The sequence below is a fragment of the Agromyces bracchium genome (genome assembly GCF_009709675.1).
GTDB classification, from domain to species: Bacteria; Actinomycetota; Actinomycetes; order Actinomycetales; family Microbacteriaceae; genus Agromyces; species Agromyces bracchium.
In genome coordinates this window covers 118,520-136,423 of the sequence record NZ_WMLB01000019.1, presented here as the reverse complement: position 1 = coordinate 136,423, position 17,904 = coordinate 118,520, and the positions used below count along the sequence as shown (strand labels likewise).

16 protein-coding genes are annotated in these 17,904 nt (G+C 71.6%); 12 read left to right on the top strand and 4 right to left on the bottom strand.

All coding sequences use genetic code 11. From position 1 onward, the window contains the following. The first annotated feature begins 33 nt into the window (after positions 1–33). Positions 34–1,089, top strand: a complete 1,056-nt coding sequence (locus GJ743_RS07915) for a quinone-dependent dihydroorotate dehydrogenase (RefSeq protein ID WP_155051342.1) — start codon at positions 34–36, stop codon at positions 1,087–1,089. Between the two features lie 87 nt (positions 1,090–1,176). On the opposite strand, the gene GJ743_RS07910 is transcribed toward GJ743_RS07915, so the two are convergent. Beyond that, on the bottom strand, positions 1,177–2,235 hold the full coding sequence (locus GJ743_RS07910; RefSeq protein WP_155051341.1) for an App1 family protein: 1,059 nt from the start codon (positions 2,233–2,235) through the stop codon (positions 1,177–1,179). Between the two features lie 159 nt (positions 2,236–2,394). On the opposite strand from GJ743_RS07910, the gene GJ743_RS07905 reads away from it, so the two are divergent. From GJ743_RS07905 to GJ743_RS07885, 5 genes are all read left to right on the top strand, one after another. Next, positions 2,395–3,003, top strand: a complete 609-nt coding sequence (locus GJ743_RS07905) for a TetR/AcrR family transcriptional regulator (RefSeq protein WP_328288935.1) — start codon at positions 2,395–2,397, stop codon at positions 3,001–3,003. 103 nt (positions 3,004–3,106) lie between these two features. Then, positions 3,107–3,919 carry an ABC transporter ATP-binding protein gene (locus tag GJ743_RS07900; RefSeq protein WP_155051340.1) on the top strand — a complete coding sequence of 271 codons (813 nt, stop codon included), beginning with the start codon at positions 3,107–3,109 and terminating at the stop codon, positions 3,917–3,919. Further along, the gene (locus GJ743_RS07895) at positions 3,916–4,602 is read left to right on the top strand and encodes an ABC transporter permease (protein ID WP_328288934.1); all 687 of its coding nucleotides are present in this window, start codon (positions 3,916–3,918) and stop codon (positions 4,600–4,602) included. Before GJ743_RS07900 ends, GJ743_RS07895 begins: the two co-directional genes overlap by 4 nt. Then, positions 4,599–5,342, top strand: a complete 744-nt coding sequence (locus tag GJ743_RS07890; protein ID WP_328288933.1) for an ABC transporter permease — start codon at positions 4,599–4,601, stop codon at positions 5,340–5,342. Before GJ743_RS07895 ends, GJ743_RS07890 begins: the two co-directional genes overlap by 4 nt. Next, on the top strand, positions 5,339–6,265 hold the full coding sequence (locus GJ743_RS07885; RefSeq protein ID WP_155051338.1) for an ABC transporter substrate-binding protein: 927 nt from the start codon (positions 5,339–5,341) through the stop codon (positions 6,263–6,265). Before GJ743_RS07890 ends, GJ743_RS07885 begins: the two co-directional genes overlap by 4 nt. Here the strand turns inward: GJ743_RS07885 and GJ743_RS07880 are convergent. From GJ743_RS07880 to GJ743_RS07870, 3 genes are read right to left on the bottom strand one after another with little or no spacing between them, the layout of a single operon-like run. Then, a complete protein-coding gene (locus tag GJ743_RS07880; RefSeq protein WP_328288932.1) occupies positions 6,262–7,011 on the bottom strand; it encodes a DedA family protein in 750 nt (249 codons plus the stop codon). The genes GJ743_RS07885 and GJ743_RS07880 overlap by 4 nt on opposite strands. 35 nt (positions 7,012–7,046) lie before the next feature. Next, positions 7,047–7,979: a M56 family metallopeptidase gene (locus GJ743_RS07875; RefSeq protein ID WP_155051337.1), complete on the bottom strand. Its 933-nt coding sequence runs from the start codon at positions 7,977–7,979 to the stop codon at positions 7,047–7,049. Position 7,980: 1 nt separating this feature from the next. Next, positions 7,981–8,352: a BlaI/MecI/CopY family transcriptional regulator gene (locus tag GJ743_RS07870; protein ID WP_155051336.1), complete on the bottom strand. Its 372-nt coding sequence runs from the start codon at positions 8,350–8,352 to the stop codon at positions 7,981–7,983. 111 nt (positions 8,353–8,463) lie between these two features. Here GJ743_RS07870 and GJ743_RS07865 point away from each other — a divergent pair, with 111 nt between their 5' ends. The 6 genes from GJ743_RS07865 to pabB all read left to right on the top strand — a co-directional run bounded on the left by GJ743_RS07865 (position 8,464) and on the right by pabB (position 17,853). Further along, on the top strand, positions 8,464–9,876 hold the full coding sequence (locus GJ743_RS07865) for a cytochrome ubiquinol oxidase subunit I (RefSeq protein ID WP_328288931.1): 1,413 nt from the start codon (positions 8,464–8,466) through the stop codon (positions 9,874–9,876). 12 nt (positions 9,877–9,888) lie between these two features. Next, complete coding sequence (cydB, locus tag GJ743_RS07860; RefSeq protein WP_155051335.1) at positions 9,889–10,893, top strand: cytochrome d ubiquinol oxidase subunit II; 1,005 nt, start codon at positions 9,889–9,891, stop codon at positions 10,891–10,893. Position 10,894: 1 nt separating this feature from the next. Then, complete coding sequence (gene cydD, locus GJ743_RS07855; RefSeq protein WP_328288930.1) at positions 10,895–12,553, top strand: thiol reductant ABC exporter subunit CydD; 1,659 nt, start codon at positions 10,895–10,897, stop codon at positions 12,551–12,553. Next, positions 12,546–14,276 (top strand): thiol reductant ABC exporter subunit CydC, encoded by a 1,731-nt coding sequence (gene cydC / locus GJ743_RS07850; protein WP_328288929.1) that lies wholly within the window; start codon positions 12,546–12,548, stop codon positions 14,274–14,276. The genes cydD and cydC overlap by 8 nt, the downstream gene beginning before the upstream one ends. A gap of 138 nt (positions 14,277–14,414) precedes the next feature. Then, the gene (locus GJ743_RS07845; RefSeq protein WP_155051334.1) at positions 14,415–16,292 is read left to right on the top strand and encodes a PA domain-containing protein; all 1,878 of its coding nucleotides are present in this window, start codon (positions 14,415–14,417) and stop codon (positions 16,290–16,292) included. Positions 16,293–16,383: 91 nt separating this feature from the next. After that, positions 16,384–17,853, top strand: a complete 1,470-nt coding sequence (gene pabB / locus GJ743_RS07840; protein WP_155051333.1) for an aminodeoxychorismate synthase component I — start codon at positions 16,384–16,386, stop codon at positions 17,851–17,853. Positions 17,854–17,904: the final 51 nt, after the last annotated feature.

Sequence of the window (17,904 nt, the reverse complement as noted above, 5' to 3'; positions counted from 1 at the left end):
GGCCCGAGACCGCTCCGGTAGCCTGAACCAGGCATGTATCGACTCCTCTTCTCCCTCGGCTTCTCGCGCATGGACCCCGAGCGCGCCCACCACCTCGCGTTCCGCGTCATCCGTGCGCTCCCGACCTTCGGGGTCGGCCGGCTCGTGGAGCGCGCGACCGGCCCTGCACCTGCGCTCGCGGTCGAGGCGCTCGGCCTGCGCTTCCCGTCACCGTTCGGCGTCGCCGCGGGCTTCGACAAGGACGCACTCGCAGTGGTCGGCCTCGGCAACCTCGGCTTCGGCCACGTCGAGGTCGGCACGATCACCGCACTCGCGCAGCCGGGCAACGAGCGCCCGCGGCTGTTCCGCCTGGTGGTTGACCGTGCGTTGGTCAACCGCATGGGCTTCAACAACGGCGGTGCGGATGCCGCGGCCGGCCGGGTCTCGCGTCTGTCGCGCCGTCGGCACCGTCCCGTGCTCGGCGTCAACATCGGCAAGAGCCGGGTGACGCCGGTCGAGAACGCGACCGAGGACTATGTGCGAAGCACGAAGGTGCTCGCGCCGCACGCCGACTACCTCGTCGTGAACGTCAGCTCGCCGAACACGCCGGGCCTGCGCGGCCTGCAGGAACTCGACGCGCTCGCGCCCCTGCTCGAGGCCGTCCGCGCGGCGGCGGGCCGGACGCCGCTCCTCGTGAAGATCGCGCCCGACCTCGAGGACGCGGAGGTCGTGCGCATTTGCGAACTCGTCGTCCGGCTCGGCCTCGACGGCATCATCGCCACGAACACCACGATCTCGCGTGCCGGGCTCGTCACGCCGGCCGCCGAGGTCGAGGCGATCGGAGCCGGCGGGCTGTCCGGTGCGCCGCTGGCCGCGCGCTCGCTCGTGGTGCTGAAGCTCATCCGCGAGCAGGTGCCGGCCGATCTCTGCGTCGTCTCGGTGGGCGGCATCGAGACCGCGGAGGACGTGCAGGAGCGGCTCGACGCGGGTGCGACGCTCGTCCAGGGGTACACCGGGTTCATCTACCGCGGACCGCTGTGGGCGCGCGAGGTCAACCGTGGGCTCGAGCGGATCCGTCGCGAGCGTCGCGCCGCGGCATCCGTCGCCTGAACCGCGCCGGACCGGGCGCGGACCCGATCGCGGGGGCGAACGGGTCGGCCGGGCCGACCGCGGAGTGATTCGCGCGTCGGCGCGTCCTCAGAGCATCCCGACGTCGGAGAGCCGGTCGGCGAGGGTCGCGCCGTCGCTCGCGGAGACCCACGGCACCTCGGCGCCGTGCTGCTCCGACTTCGTGCGACCGCCCGCGAGGACGGCCTCGCCGGGGGAGAGCTCGCGGATCGCGATCGCCGCGACGTTGTCCGGGTGATTCCGTGCGAAGGCCGCGTAGAGCTCCTCGTCGTGCTGGCCGTCGTCGCCGATCATCAGCCAGCGGACGTTCGGGAACTCCTCGGCGAGGCGATCGAGGTTGTCGCTCTTGTGCTCGCGCCCGCTGCGGAACCACCGATCGTGGGTCGGCCCCCAGTCGGTGAGCAGCAGCGGTCCGGCGGGGTAGAGATTGCGCGAGAGGAACCGGGTGAGCGTGGGCGCGACGTTCCATGCGCCGGTCGAGAGGTAGATCACCGGGGAGCCCGGATGACGGCGTGCCAGGCGCTCGTAGAGCACCGCCATGCCAGGCGTCGGGCTGCGCGCGTGCTCGTCGAGGACGAACGTGTTCCACGCCGCCACGAACGGGCGGGGGAGCGCGGTGACCATCACGGTGTCGTCGACATCGGAGATGATGCCGAAGTCGACGTCGGGACCGACGACCCGGATGGGCGCATCGACCGGCTCGGCGCCGTGCGTGTGGAGCACCACGTGGTTCCATCCCGGCTCGAGACGAACCGGGATCTTGGTGTCGACGACGCCGCCGCGATCGGCGAGGACTTCGATCCGCTCGCCGCCGACCTCGATGGTCACCGGCACGTCGCCGACCGGCACGCTGGTGAAGCTCCGCCAGCCGCGGATCCCCTGCTCGCGCCGCTGCCGACGGCGCTTGGACGTGTCGTCGGGCCGGATCGGCTTCGACAGCAGCACGCGGCAGAACACGCGCACCCATTCCGTCGAGCCGTAGCCGGTGTACGGCACCACCGTGGGGACGTGGCCCCGGCTCCGTGCCCACCGCTCGCGGACGTCGTGGATCCAGTCCTCGGCGCGCGCGGCACCGTGCCGGGCCGGCCGACGCCGGGGACCGGCCGGGTCGGGGGAACTCACCGGCATCACGCCAGTCTTTCATGGACCCGCGCACCGAAGCCAAACCCGCCGCCCCCCGAAGGCGGGACTTCCGCCCGGACACGGGTAGAGTGGTCCGGCGAACAAGGAGGACCCGTGCCGAACATCGACCTGATCCTGGGGGCCGATCACGGGCGGAGGCGCTCAGTGCGAACCGAGCCCACGCAGCGACGCAGCTCCCAGCGACTCGACGCGCTGCTGGACGCCGCCGCCGAGATCGTCGACGAACTCGGATTCGAGCGACTGACCACGCAGATGGTCGCCGAGCGCGCCGGTGCCTCGATCGGCACCGTGTACCGGTACTTCCCCGACCGTGTCGCCGTCCTCCACGCCCTCCGCGAGCGGAGCGTCCGACGCTTCCGCGAGCGGCTGGCCGAGGCGGTCGACGGAGCCGAGCTCGCCGCCTGGTGGGACGTGATCGACCTGGCGCTCGACGTGTGCGCCGATCTCTATCGCGACGAGCCGGGTTTCGCCGTGGTCTACGCCGCCCCCCGCGAGGCGTCGGAACTCGACGGCGAGCCCGAGATCGCGCACCGCGTCGCACGGCTCCTCGAGCACGACTTCGGGGTGATCGACGACGCCGAGGTGCGCCTGCGGCTCGGCATCGCGCTCGAGATCGGCGCGACGCTCATCCACCGGGCCTTCGTCCGCGACGCCGCCGGTGACGCACGGTACCTCGACGAGGCGCACCGCGTCGTGCGCGACTACCTCGGACGGCACCTCGCCGACCAGCTCGCCGCCGCGCCCGCCGCCTGAGCATCCGCGGCGAACCGGCGCGCCCCCCGTTGCTCCGCCGCGGCCGAGGTGTTTGGCTGGGAGCTGCGGCGCCGGTCGGCGCATGGACCGACGGAGAGGCAGCATGATCGAGTTCCGCGGCGTCACGAAGCAGTTCCCCGACGGCACGGTCGCCGTGCACGATGTGGACATCGTCATCCCGCCCCGGAAGACGACGGTCCTCGTCGGGTCGTCGGGGTCGGGCAAGACCACGCTCCTCCGGATGATCAACCGGATGGTCGACCCGACCTCCGGGCAGGTGCTCATCGACGGCACGGATGTCGCGACCGTCGATCCGGTGAAGCTCCGTCGCGGCATCGGCTACGTCATGCAGAACTCCGGGCTGCTGCCGCACCGGAAGGTGATCGACAATGTCGCGACGGTGCCCCTGCTCCGCGGCGAGTCGCGCCGCGCGGCGCACGCGCACGCGCTGGAACTGCTCGACACCGTCGGACTCGACCGATCGCTCGCCGACAAGTACCCCGCCCAGCTCTCGGGGGGCCAGCAGCAGCGCGTGGGCGTCGCCCGGGGCCTCGCGGTCGACCCGAACATCCTGCTGATGGACGAGCCCTTCGGCGCCGTGGACCCCATCGTGCGGGCCGAGCTGCAGCAGGAGCTCCTCCGGCTCCAGGAGGAGCTCGGCAAGACGGTCGTCTTCGTCACGCACGACATCGACGAGGCGTTCCTGCTCGGCGATCAGGTGGTGATCATGCAGCAGGGCGGCCTGATCTCGCAGGCCGCGTCGCCTGCGGAGATCCTCGCGCACCCCGCCGACGCGTTCGTCGCCGACTTCGTGGGCGCCGACCGCGGCAAGCGGGCGCTGCACGTGACCGAGGTCGACGGGCGTCGGGTCGTCGTCGACGCGGACGGCCGCGCGGCGGGAGTCCTGGCCTCGTGAACTGGCTGTGGTCGAACCTCGACCTCGTCGGCGAGCTCATGCTCGTCCACCTCGCGTTGTCGGTGCCGGCGATCATACTGAGCTTCGTGATCTCGGTGCCGATCGGCTGGCTCGCCCACCGCTACCGGTGGTCGAGGGGAGTGCTGCTGTCCATCTGCGGGCTCCTCTACGCGATCCCGTCGCTCGCGCTGTTCATCGCCCTGCCGGCCTTCACGGGCCTCAGCCTCCGTTCGCCGGTGAACCTCGTCATCGCGCTCACGCTGTACGGCATCGCGGTGATCGTCCGCACGTCGGCCGACGCGTTCGATTCCGTCGAGCGCGACATCCGGCAGTCGGCGACCGCCGTCGGCTACTCGGCGACCGGCAGGTTCTGGGGCGTCGAGCTGCCGCTCGCCGGACCGGTGCTGCTGTCGGGGCTCCGCGTCGTGATCGTGAGCACCGTGAGCCTCGCCACCGTCGGCGCGGTCATCGGGGTCCAGAGCCTCGGGAGCCTCTTCACCGACGGCTTCCAGCGCGGCATCCAGGTCGAGATCATCACCGGCATCGTCGCCACGATCGTGCTCGCCCTCGGGCTCGACGCGCTCAGCGTGATGCTCGGTCGCCTCCTGATGCCATGGACCCGTCGCGGGGCGTCGAACGGCCGGGCGGCTGCGGCGCGACGCGTCCGGGAGGAGACCGCGTGAACCTCTTCCTCGACGCCTTCGCCTGGCTGGCCGACCCCGCGAACTGGACCGGGCCCGGCAGCATCCCGCAGCGGATCGCCGAGCACCTCTGGGTCTCGGGCGTGGTGCTCGTCATCGCCTCCGCCATCGCGCTGCCGATCGGCGCGCTCGTCGGCCACTCCGGGCGCGGTCGCGAGCCCGCGGTGATGATCTCCGGGGGACTCCGAGCCCTGCCGACGCTCGGCGTGCTGACCCTGTTCGGCATCTGGATCGGGATCGGCCTCGCGGCACCCGTCATCTCGCTCGTGATCCTCGCGATCCCGCCGCTGCTGGCCGGCGCCTACGCCGGATTCGAGTCCGTCGACCGGCGCACGATCGACGCCGCGCGGGCGATGGGCATGCGCGAGCTGCAGGTCGTCGGCAAGGTCGAGCTCCCACTCGGCATGCCGATCGTCGTCGGCGGCATCCGCTCGGCGACGCTCCAGATCATCGCCACGGCGACCCTCGCGGCCTACATCGCCGACGAAGGGCTCGGCCGCTTCATCTTCACCGGGCTCAAGACCCGTGACTACGGCGAGATGCTGGGCGGGTCGATCCTCGTGATCCTCCTCGCCCTGGTCATCGACGGATGCTTCGCGCTCACGCAGCGCGTCGTCGTCCCCGCCGGCGTCCGTGCGACGCGGACCGCAGAGCTCCGTTCCCGGCCGACCCGGCCGCGAACGGTCGTGGGGCGACCCAACACCGAAGGGAATCAGGAATGATCACAGCAGGAAAAGGCCGGCTCGTTGCGCTCGCAGCGGTCGCGGTCGGGGCGACAGTGGCCCTGGCAGGGTGTGCATCGGGCGATCCGCTCGACAGCGGATCGGGTGACGGCGAGGCCACGGGCGAGACCATCGTCGTGGGTTCGCAGGACTACTACTCGAACGAGATCATCGCCGAGCTCTACGCCCAGGCGCTCGAGGAGAACGGCTACACGGTCGACCGGCAGTTCCGGATCGGCCAGCGCGAGGTGTACATCCCCGAGATCGAGTCGGGCGCGATCGACGTGTTCCCCGAGTACACCGGCAACCTCCTCCAGTACTACGTGCCCGACACGACGGCCACGACGAGCGACGACGTGTACGAGGAGCTCTCGACCTCGCTGCCCGACGGGCTGCGCGTGCTCGAGCAGTCCCCGGCGACCGACCAGGACTCGTACAACGTCACGCAGGCGTTCTCCGACGAGTACGGCGTCACGAGCCTCGCCGACCTGGCCGGCGTCGACGCGTCGATCACGCTCGGCGGCAACTCCGAGCTCGAGACGCGTCCGTACGGCCCCGAGGGGCTGCAGTCGGTGTACGGCGTCGACGTCGCGTTCACGCCGATCGAGGACAGCGGCGGGCCGCTCACGCTGAAGGCGCTCGTCGACGACCAGGTGCAGATGGTGAACATCTACAGCGCCGACCCGAACATCGCCGCGAACGACCTGGTCACGCTCGAGGACCCGGAGGGGCTCTTCCTCGCGTCGAACGTGGTGCCGGTCGTCAGCGAGAAGGTGACGGACGAGATCGCCGAGATCATCGACACCGTCAGCGCCGCGCTCACCGCCGAGGACCTCGTGGCCCTCAACGCGCTGAGCGTCAACGAGCAGCAGTCCGCGGAGCAGATCGCGAGCGACTGGCTCGCGGAGCAGTCGCTGTTCTAGGGGACCGTGTCCTCGCGTGAGGGGTCGGCCGCTCCGGCGGCCGGCCCCTTCGTGGTGTCGGCGGGCGAGATGTGCGGCGGGACCGCGGGGTGCGCGGCCGGCGCGGCGGCATCCGTCATGTGGCGTGCCTCGAGGCGGAGGAGGAGCTTCTTGCCGAGCCACGCGAGGACGAGGAACAGGATGATGATGCCGACGAAGAGGTACCCGGCCCAGTGCAGGTTGTCGCTGAGCTCCCGATAGCCGCCCGCGGCCGCCGACCCGACGCCGACGTACGCGAACGACCAGATGATGCACGCGGGCGTGGTCCAGGCCATGAACCGCCGGTAGGTCATGTCGCTCATGCCCACAGTGAGCGGCACGAGCGAGTGCAGGACCGGGAGGAACCGCGAGATGAAGACCGCGGGTCCGCCGCGCCGCGCGAGGTAGCGCTGCGCTCGGTGCCAGTTGTGCTCGCCGATGCGGCGGCCGAGTCGCGAGTGCTGGATGTGCGGACCGAACCAACGGCCGAGGGCGAAGCCGATGCTCTCGCCGATGAGCGCGCCGACGATGACGGCGACGGCGAGCGCGACGAACTCGACCGGGCCCTCGACGCCCGTCGCGGCGACGATGACGATCGTGTCGCCCGGGACGATGAGGCCGATCAGCACCGACGTCTCGAGCATGATGCCGAGGCCGGCGAGCAGTGTCCGGACGACCGGGTCGACGCCCTGCACCGTCGCGAGGATGCCGTCGAGCAGCTCGTTCACGTCTCAGAGCCTATGGGCTGCGGCAGTGAAGTCGATCAGAATGCGATCGCCGCGAGCACGCACACCGGGACGGCGACGATCCCCGTCGCGAGCAGCCAGTTCGCGTTGCGCGCGGAGGCGTCGAGCGGGCGCAGGTCGGCCTCGAGGCGCGCCAGCCGGCGTTCGAGCACCCGCTCGTCGGGGTCGACCGCGTCGACGGGCGCATCGGCGTAGGCCGCCGTCGCTCCCGAGCTCCCGACCCTCAGCAGGGCCGTGCGCAGCGGCTCGACGCCGACTCGGCGTCGGGGCGCGTCGTCGGCGAGCATCTCCGTGAGGGTCGCGACGGATCGTTCGGCACGGTTCGCGATCGGGAACCAGGGCAGCGCCGCGTGCCAGGCCCGGAACGCGAGCAGCACGAGGTGGTGGAGCTGGTCGAGGTGCGCGCGCTCGTGGCCGACGACCGCCCGGAGCTCGTCGTCGTCGAGGAGGTCGACGAGGCCCTCCGTGACGACGGTCGCCGTTCGGAGGCCGGGGACGCAGTAGGCGACGGGCATGGGGTGCGAGAGCACGCGCGCTCCGGTCGGTTCGCTCGCGGGACTCGCGAGCAGGTCGATCAGGCGGTGCTGGCGGCGGCGTGCGCGCTCAGCGCGCACCGCGGTCGTCCCGAGGTTCAGGGCGAGGTGGACGGCGAGCCCGACGGCGAGGGTGAGGGCGGCCAAGTGTGCGACGCCGAAGCCGTCGGGGATCGGGCCCGCGACGAGGACGGGCAGGAGGGCGGTCGCCGCCCCCGTGAGCGAACCCGCCGGCGATGCGCCGAACGCCAGGAGGGCGCCGATCATCGAGAGGCCGCCGCCGAGCGCGATGCCCTGCCAGAGCGCCAGCGCGGTGGCGGGGGAACGGGCGGGCCACTCGGCTCGCGACAGCGCGACCGGCACGGGCCACGCGAGCGCGAGGGCGAGGGCGCCGAGCGCCACGGAGGCGGCGATCACGTCAGTGGCGCACCAGGTCGTCGAGCAGGCGGCGCAGCGTGTTCGCCTCGCCCGCGGTCACGGTGCCGACGAATCGCGCGAGCGCGGCATCGCGGTCGGAGGACGACGAGAGCACCTCGTGCATGAGCTCGGCCGTGTGCTCCGCGCGGGAGAGGAGGGCGCTGTAGCGATGCGGCCGCGTGTCGCGGCTGCGCCCGACGAAGCCCTTCCGCTCGAGGCGGGAGAGCACGGTGAGGACCGTGGTCGTCGCCGGCGCGCGGCCGGGCTCGGACGCGAGCGCGAGGCGGTCGCGGACCTCGTTCGCCGTGAGTGCGGAATCGGTCACCCAGAGCTGCTCCATCACGGAGCGCTCCAACTCGCCGAGGCCTGCCATACGTCGAGGATACCGCGCAAGGGCCCAATGGTTCTACGTCGTGTAGAAAACATGCTCTACGCTCTGTAGAAGAATCGCGTCGACGATCGTTCCCATGAAAGGGGCCCCCGCGTGAACGAGTTGCTCGATCCGCTCCTGCTCGCCAGGTGGCAGTTCGGTCTCACCACGGTCTACCACTTCCTCTTCGTCCCGATCACGATCGGGCTCGCGACCTCCGCGGCGATCTTCCAGACCGCCTGGGTGCGCACCGGAAAGGTCGAGTACCTGCGGATCACGCGGTTCTTCGGCACGATCTTCCTCATCAACTTCGCGATGGGCGTCGTGACCGGCATCGTGCAGGAGTTCCAGTTCGGCATGAACTGGTCGGAGTACTCGCGCTTCGTCGGCGACGTGTTCGGGGCTCCGCTGGCGCTCGAGGGCCTGCTCGCGTTCTTCCTCGAGGCCACGTTCATCGGCCTTTGGATCTTCGGCTGGAACCGGCTGCCGCAGAAGCTGCACCTCGCCACGATCTGGGCGACGGCGATCGGCACCATCCTCTCGGCGTACTTCATCATCGCCGCGAACGCGTTCATGCAGAACCCGGTCGGCTACGAGATGAACGCCGAGCGCGGGCGGGCGGAACTCGTCGACATCTGGGCGCTCCTGACCAACCCGGTCGCCCTGGCCGCGTTCCCGCACACGATCGCCGCCTGCTTCATGGTGAGCTCGGGCCTCATCATCAGCGCCGCCGCGTGGCACCTCGCACGCAACCAGCACCTCGACACCATGCGGCCCGCGCTGAAGTTCGGCCTGTGGGGCCTGCTCATCTCGGGTGCGCTCACGACCTTCTTCGGCGACCAGCTGAGCCTCGCGATGGTCGCGACGCAGCCCATGAAGATGGCCGCGGCCGAAGCGACGTACGACACGGTCTGCGGGGCGGATGCCTCGTTCTCGCTGTTCACGCTCGGAACGCCGGACGGCACCACCGAGCTGTTCTCCATCCGCGTCCCGTACCTGCTCTCGCTGCTCTCGACGCACTCGCTCGACGGGTGCGTCGAGGGCATCAACGACCTGCAGGCGCAGTACGCCGAGCTCTACGGCCCCGGCGACTACGCGCCCATCATCTGGGTCACCTACTGGGCGTTCCGCTGGATGATCGGCCTCGGAATGCTGCACGTGCTGGTCGCGCTCGTCGGGCTGTGGCTCACCCGCAAGGGCCGGATGCCCAAGCAGCGCTGGGTCTGGACCGTCGCCGTCTGGAGCTTCCCGCTCTCGCTCGCCGCGATGATCGTCGGATGGGTGTTCACCGAGATGGGGCGGCAGCCGTGGATCGTCTTCAGCCTCCTGCCCACGGAATCCGCGGTCTCGCCGAACGTCACGGGCCTCGACGTGCTCATCTCGCTCGTCGCGTTCACGCTCATCTACGGCATCCTCGCCGTGGTCGAGGTGAAGCTCATCGCCCAGGCCGTTCGGAAGGGCCCGCCCGAGATCGCCCCGCCCGACCCGGAGACGGGCAAGGTCGAACACACCGCAACGGTCTACTAGGAGGACACGGACATGGATCTCGCAGTGCTCTGGTTCTGGATCGTCGCCTTCCTCTTCGTCGGCTACTTCGTGCTCGACGGCTTCGACTTCGGCGTCGGGATGTCGCTGCCCTTCCTCGGGAAGGACGACACCGATCGCCGGGTCCTCATCAACACCATCGGCCCCGTGTGGGACCTCAACGAGACCTGGGTCATCGTCGCCGGCGCGGCGCTGTTCGCCGCGTTCCCCGAGTGGTACGCGACCCTCTTCTCCGGGTTCTACCTCGCGCTGCTGCTCATCCTGCTGGCGCTCATCGCGCGCGGCGTCTCGTTCGAGTACCGCCACCAGCGCCCGGAGGACGCGTGGAAGCGGCGCTTCGACTGGATGATCATCGTCGGCTCGGCCGTGCCTGCACTGCTTTGGGGCGTCGCGTTCGCGAACATCGTGCAGGGGGTGCCGCTCGACGCCGACCACAACTACACGGGCACGCTGTTCGACCTGCTGAACCCGTACGCCCTGCTCGGCGGGCTCACGACGCTGCTGCTGTTCTTCACGCACGGCGTGGTGTTCGTCGCGCTCAAGACCGACGGCGACATCCGGCAGCGCGCACGGCGCCTCGCGACGCGGGCCGGGGCCATCACGATCGTGGTCGCGGCGTCCTTCCTGGTGTGGACCGGATTCGCGCACGGCACGGCCTGGTTCTGGGGCCTGGCGGCGGTCGCGGCGCTGGCGCTGGTCGGCTCGTGGCTCGCGAACGGCCGCGGAGCCGAGCGGGTCGCGTTCACGCTCATGGCCGTGACGATCGGCGCCGCCGTGTTCGCGCTGTTCGCGGCGCTGTTCCCCGACGTCATGCCCGCGTCGAACGACCCCGCGAACAGCCTCACGATCGAGAACGCGTCGAGCACGCCGTACACGCTGACGGTCATGAGCTGGACCGCGCTGATCTTCCTGCCGCTGATCCTCGCCTACCAGGGCTGGACCTACTGGGTGTTCCGCAAGCGCGTGACGCGGCAGACGATCGACGCCGCAGCGCACTGACGTGCGACCACTCGATCCGAGGCTGCTCGGGCGCTCGCGCGCCGCACGCGGATTCATGGCCGCGGGCGGCGCGCTCGCGCTGCTCCAGGCGGGGGCGACGGTCGCGTTCGCGTGGGCGCTGTCGACCCTCGTCGTCGGCCTCATCGAGGGCGGGCTGCCGGGCGATGCGAGCACGATCGCGCTCGTGCTGCTGGTCGCGGCATCCGTTCGCGCGCTCTCGGGATGGCTCTGGGAGTGGCTCGGCTCGGCCGGGGCGATGCGCGTCAAGGCCGAGCTGCGCGACGCGCTGCTGACGCGACTCGAGGACCGGACCGGGCGGCGGGGCGTCACGACCGCTCGGGCCGCGACGCTGCTGGGCCCGGGGCTCGACGCGCTCGACGAGTACTTCGGGCGCTACCTCCCGCAGCTCGTGCTGACGGCGATCGCGACGCCGGTGCTCGTCGTGGCCGTCTGGACCGCGGACTGGGTCTCCGGCCTGATCCTCGTCATCGTGCTGCCGCTCATCCCGGTCTTCATGGCGCTCATCGGCATGGCGACCGAGGTCGTGCAGCGCCGCCAGTGGGATCGGCTGCAGGCGCTCTCGCGCGGGTTCCTCGAAGTGCTCGGGGGGCTCTCGACGCTCATGGTGTTCGGCCGCGCCGAGCGGCAGGCGCGTCGCATCCGAGCGGTCACCGACGAGTACCGGTCGAGCACCATGAAGGTGCTGCGGGTGACCTTCCTCTCGGGGTTCACGCTCGAACTCGCCGGGAGCCTCTCGGTCGCGCTCGTCGCGGTCTCGATCGGGCTGCGGCTGGTCGCCGGCGACATGGCGTTCGCACCCGGCCTGTTCGCGCTGATCCTCGCGCCCGACGTCTTCCTGCCCGTGCGGAACGTCGGCGCGGCGTTCCACTCCGCGACGGCGGGGCTCGAGGCCTCGAGGGATGCGCTCGACCTGCTCGACGACGCGCCTGCGGGCGCCGCGGCCAGCGCGTCGGGGCGACGGGCGGATGCCGCGGCATCCGTCGACGCCGACCGGAGCGCAGCGGACGCGGGGCAGGGCCTGCGGGTGCGCGACCTCGTCGTCCTCCGGGACGGGGCGCCCGTCTGCGCACCGCTCGCCCTCGATGCCGCGCGCGGCGAGCTCGTCGCGCTGACCGGCGCGAGCGGCTCGGGGAAGTCCTCGGTGCTCGCCGCGATGCTCGGGTTCGCCGACCGCACCGGCGAGCTCGCGCTCGACGGCGTCGCGCTCGGCGCCGGGACGCGCCGGCTGGTCGCCTGGGCGGGACAGTCGCCGCAGCTCGTGGAGGGCACGGTCGCGGAGAACATCCGCCTGGGCTCGGAGAACGCCGATCCGGACCTGCTCGTGCGGGCGCTCGACGCCGGCGGCGTCGACGTCCATGCGTCGATGCGCCTCGGGCCGTCCGGTGCGGGACTCTCGGGCGGTCAGGCGCAACGCGTCGCCGTCGCGCGGGCCGTCCATCGTGCGCTCGCGACCGATGCCCCGCTCATCCTCCTCGACGAGCCCACGTCGGCGCTCGATCCCGAGCGGGAACGGGCGATGGCCGTGGCGCTCCGGTCACTCGCGCGGTCGGGCCGGATCGTGCTCGTCACGACCCACCGCGGCGGGCTGGGCGACGCGGCCGATCGCGTCGTGCGGCTGAGGGAGGTCGTCCGTGCCTGATCGTGCTCGTTCCGTCCTCCGGCAGGCCTTGCCGCCGGTGCGCCGCCTCCTGCCGTTGGTGCTGCTCGGGGTGCTCGCCGGGCTCTCGAGCGTCGCGCTGCTCGCCTCCAGCGCGTGGCTCATCGCGCGCGCCGCCGAGCAGCCGCCCATCCTGTTCCTCTCGCTCGGCGTCGTCGGGGTCCGCGCGTTCGCGATCGGGCGTGCGGTGTTCCGCTACCTGGAGCGGCTCGCCGGCCACGACGCGGCGTTCCGGCAGCTCGCCGAGATCCGGGTCGGGGTGTTCGAGCGGATGCTCCCGCTCGCGCCCGACGGTCTCGCGTCCTCGCGGCGCGGCGACCTCCTCTCGCGCTTCGTGGGCGACGTGGACGAACTGCAGAACGTGTCGCTCCGGATCGTGCAGCCCGTCGCGAGCGCGACCGTCGTGCTCGCCGCCGCGCTCGTGGGGCTCGCGTGGCTCGCGCCCGGCGCGGCCGTGGCGGTCGGCGCGGTCCTCGTGCTCGGTGTCGGGGGCGCCGTGATCGCGCAGGCGGTGCTCGCCGCGCGCGCGGACGAGCGACTCGCGCCGCTCCGCGGCGAGCTGCAGGCGGCGATCGTCGAGCACGTGCAGGCCCTCGACGTGCTCGTCGCGTTCGACGCGGCCGACGCCGGTCGCGAGCGGATCCGGTCGCTCGGCCGTCGACTCGAACGCGCGACCCGGGCCCGTGCGTCGGCGGTCGGGCTCGCGGCCGCCGCGATGAGCGCCGTCGGGGCCTTCGCGGCGGCGGCGAGTCTCGGCGCCGCGCAGCCGCTCCTCGAGGGCGGGCGCATCGACGGACCGACGTTCGCGGTGCTCTGCCTCGTTCCGCTCGCGATCGCCGAGGTGGCCGCGGCGGTCCCGGTGGCCGTCGGTTCGCTCCGGGTGGTGCGCGCGAGTGCGCGCCGGGTGGCCGATGCCGTCCCGGAGGCGGTTCCGGCGGAGATCCCGGCGCGGTCGACCGTCGCCGGCGGCGAGGCATCGGACGACCGCACGCCCGCCGCGCGAGCGGTTCCCGTGATCCGCCTCCGCGGTGCGAGTGCGCGGTGGCCGGCCATCGCGGGCGACGACGTGACGGATGGCGCCGTGGCATCCGCCCGGCCCTCGCTCGCGCCGCTCGACCTCGATCTCGAGCCGGGGGAGCGACTGCTCGTCACCGGTCCGTCGGGTGCGGGCAAGACGACGCTCGCGCACGTGCTCGTCCGCTTCCTCGAGTACGGCGGCTCGTACCGACTCGACGGCGTCGAGGCGCGCGACCTCGATCCGCGTGCCGTGCGGCGCACGGTCGGGCTCGTCGAGCAGCGGCCATGGCTCTTCGACGAGGACCTGCGACAGAACCTGGTCTTCGCGCGCGACACCGCGACCGACGCGGAGCTGCTCGACGTGCTCGATCGGGTCGGCCTCGGGGAGTGGGCCGCGGAACGCGGCGGGCTCGATGCCCGCGTCGGCGAGCGCGGCGCCCTCGTCTCCGGGGGCCAGGCCCAGCGCATCGCGCTCGCGAGGGCCATGCTCGCCGACTTCCCGGTGCTCGTGCTCGACGAGCCGACGGCGAGCGTCGACCCGGCGCAGGCCGACGCGCTGCTCCGCGACCTCCTCGGGGCGGCCGGACGCAATCGGAGCGTTGTCCTGATCTCGCACACCGGTGCGCCGGCCGGGGCCGTCGACCGCGCCGTCCGAGTCTCCGAAGTACCGGACGACGACGTCCGGTAATGACGATTCCTCGCGTCGTGCGCACGTATCTTGCGTCGTCGGCCGACCCCCCTAGTTTCGGGGACACCCGTTCTGGTTGACTCCGGCACATCGCCTGCCCGGGCGAACTGCATTCCCAGCAGAGGAGAAGCCTTCAACATGAAACGAAGCGCCACACTCGCGGGCACGGCCATCGTCGCTGCAGGAGCACTCCTGCTCGGCGCCGGACCGGTGCTCGCACACGATGAGCCGGTGTTCGACGACGGCGTCCTGGACTCCGGCAAGGAGACCCACGGTCACCACTCGAACGACCAGCAGCACGGCGAGGAGGAAGGCCACCTGCCGGCCTCCGAGGACAACGTGCTCAAGATCAGCAATCTCGATCTCTTCGCGGACGAGGAGGAGCCGGGTCGCATCGCCGACGTGTCGGCGTTCGGGAACTACGCCTACCTCACCGCGTTCTGGGAGCCGGACTGCGACCGCGGCGGCGTCTACATCGTCGACATCTCGGACCCGACCGCACCCGAACTCGTCAACCGGATCCCGAGCCACCGGGGCACGTTCAGCGGCGAGGGCTCGCAGGTCATGCACATCGACACCCCGCAGTTCACGGGTGACGTCCTCGCCTTCCAGAACGAGGTCTGCCCGGGCGAGACGAAGGGCATCGGCGGCATGTCGCTCTTCGACGTCACGAACCCGCTCGAGCCGGTGAAGCTCGTCGAGGGCTGGGGCGACTTCTCGAACAAGGGCAACGCGCAGACGAAGTCCAACGAGGTGCACTCGGTGCGAATGTGGGCCGACGGCGACAAGGCGTACGCGGTGCAGGTCGACAACGAGGAGACGACCGACGTCGACATCTTCGACATCTCGAACCCCGCGCGGCCCAAGCTGATCTCCGAAACCGACCTGACCGACGAATCGGCGCAGCCGCTGGGTCAGGTGCACGGCGACGCGACCTTCCTCCACGACATGGTCGTCGAGCAGGTCGGCGACGACATGGTGATGTTGCTCTCGTACTGGGACGGCGGCTACATCAAGCTCAACGTGAACAATCCGGCCAACCCCGTCTTCATGGATGACACGGACTTCGCCGAGTTCGACCCCGTGCGTGTCGAGGTGACCGAGGCGGACCCTGCGCAGGAGACGCAATACATCACGCCCGAGGGCAACGCCCACCAGGCCGAGTTCACCAACGACCGCGAGTTCGTCATCGCGACCGACGAGGACTTCGATCCGTACCGAGTGGTGGCCGAGATCGAGGGCGGCGGCGAGTTCACCGCGATCCAGGGTTCCGACGTGCCGCAGATCTCGCCCGAGCAGAGTCTCGCCGGCGACACCCGCTTCGTCGGGCTCGCCTGCACGGGCATGACGATGCCGAAGCCCGACGGGGCCACGGTCGCCGTCATCGAGCGCGGCACCTGCTCGTTCACCGAGAAGGTGACGAACGTCGAGGCCGCCGGCTACGCCGGCGCGATCGTCTTCAACTCGGATCTCGCGGGCAACTGCGACGCCCTCGTGTCGATGCTCGTCGACGCCGGGATCCCGGCCGTGTTCGCCTCGCGGACCGACGGGTTCCGGATCCTGACGGGCGGCGTTCCCGGTGACTACACCTGTGGCACCGGCACGCCCTACGCCGTGCCCCTCGCAGTGGGCGACCCCGGCAAGGCGGTCGACGTGAGCGCGGTGTTCGACGGCTGGGGCTACGTGCACCTGTACGACGCCGAGACCATGGAGGACCTCGACCAGTACTACGTCCCCGAGAGCCAGGACGCCACGTACGCGTCGGGCTACGGAGACCTGTCGGTGCACGAGGTCGCGACCGACCCCGACACCAACCTCGCCTACATCTCGTACTACGCCGCAGGCTTCCGCGTGGTGGAGTACGACCGCGACGACGGCCTGACCGAGGTCGGCCACTACATCGAGGAGGGCGGCAACAACTTCTGGGGCGTCGAGGTGCACGAGATCGACGGCGAGAAGTACATCCTCGCGTCCGACCGCGACAGCGGGTTGTACATCTTCCAGTACACGCCGTGATCCGCTGATCGCACGACACGACGGGCGGGTGCGTGAGCACCCGCCCGTCGCTGCGTGCCGCGCGGGCCAGGCGCGGCCCTAGGCTGAGGGGATGCCGCGACGAATCCGCAGCACGGTGCTGCCCGAGTGGCGCGATCCGCGGTCGGTGTTCCTCGCCCTCGCGGCGGACGCGTCCCGCGTGGCGTGGCTCGACGGCGGCGACGACGCGACGACCGGTCGCAGCGTCATCGCGGTCGCACGGGGCGACGCGCCGGTCGTGCGGGCGGGCGGCGATGCCGACCCGGAGTCCGTGTACGCGGCGCTGGCCCGGGAGGTCGGCGGTCTCGAGCCCGATCCCGACCGGGCGGGCAGTCGCGCGGCCGTCGGGTGGCACGGCTGGTTCGGGTACGAGTTCGGCGCCCGCACGCTCGGCGTGCCCGCCGCGGACGCGGGAACCCCCGAGGCGGCGTTCTTCCTCGCCGATCGCGTCATCGTCTTCGAGCACGCCGCACGGACTGTACGCCTCGAGTGGATCGAGGACGGCGCCCGCGATGCGGCGGACGCCGACGAGTGGGTTCGGCGGACGACGCGGCGGATCGACGCGATCGGGTCCGCGGATGCATCCGTCGACGACCGCGTCTCGGCCGCGGTACCGACGGTCACCGCCGCGCCGACGCGCTGGCGCCACTCGCCCGACGAGTACCGGCAGATGATCGCCGAGTGCCAGGCGGCGATCACGCGCGGCGACGCCTACCAGCTGTGCCTCACGAACCGCGTCGAGGTCGACGTGCGACCCGACCCCGTCGCCGCCTACCTCGCACTCCGCGCCTCGAGCCCGAGCCACCACGGCGGGTTCGTCCGCATCGACGACGTGGCCCTCCTCAGCGCATCGCCCGAGCAGTTCCTCCTCGTCGAGCCCGACGGCACGGTCGCGACGAAGCCCATGAAGGGCACGCGCCCGCGGTCGGCCGATCCGGCGACGGATGCCGCGCTCCGCGCCGAGCTCCACGCGAGCGAGAAGGAGCGCGCGGAGAACCTCATGATCGTCGACCTCATGCGAAACGACCTCGGGCGCATCGCCGAGCTCGGCACGGTCCGCGTGCCGCACCTGCTCGAGGTCGAGGAGTACCCGCACGTGCACCAGCTCGTCTCGACCGTGACCGCGCGGCTGCGGCATCCGCTCACCGCCCTCGACGCCGTGCGATCGGCCTTCCCCGCCGGGTCGATGACGGGGGCGCCGAAGCTGTCGGCCATGACGATCCTGCACGGTCTCGAGCGGGGTCCGCGCGGGGTGTACTCCGGGGCGTTCGGATGCCTCGGGGTGGACGGCACCGCCGACCTGGCGATGGTGATCCGCTCGATCGTGCTGACGCCCGACGGGGCGTCGATCGGCACGGGCGGCGGGATCACGGCGCTCTCCGACCCCGACGAGGAGGTCGAGGAGACCCGCATCAAGGCGCGGGCGCTCATCGCGGCGCTCGGCGGCGAGTCGCCGGGTGCCTGGACAGGGCCCGCCGACGGCGAGCACCCGGCCGCTGCGCCCGACGCGAACGCCCGACGCACCCCTCCGGCCATTGAGTAGGCTTGATCCTCGGGCGCCCGTCGCGCGCGCCCGCATCCGGGCGACTCGCCC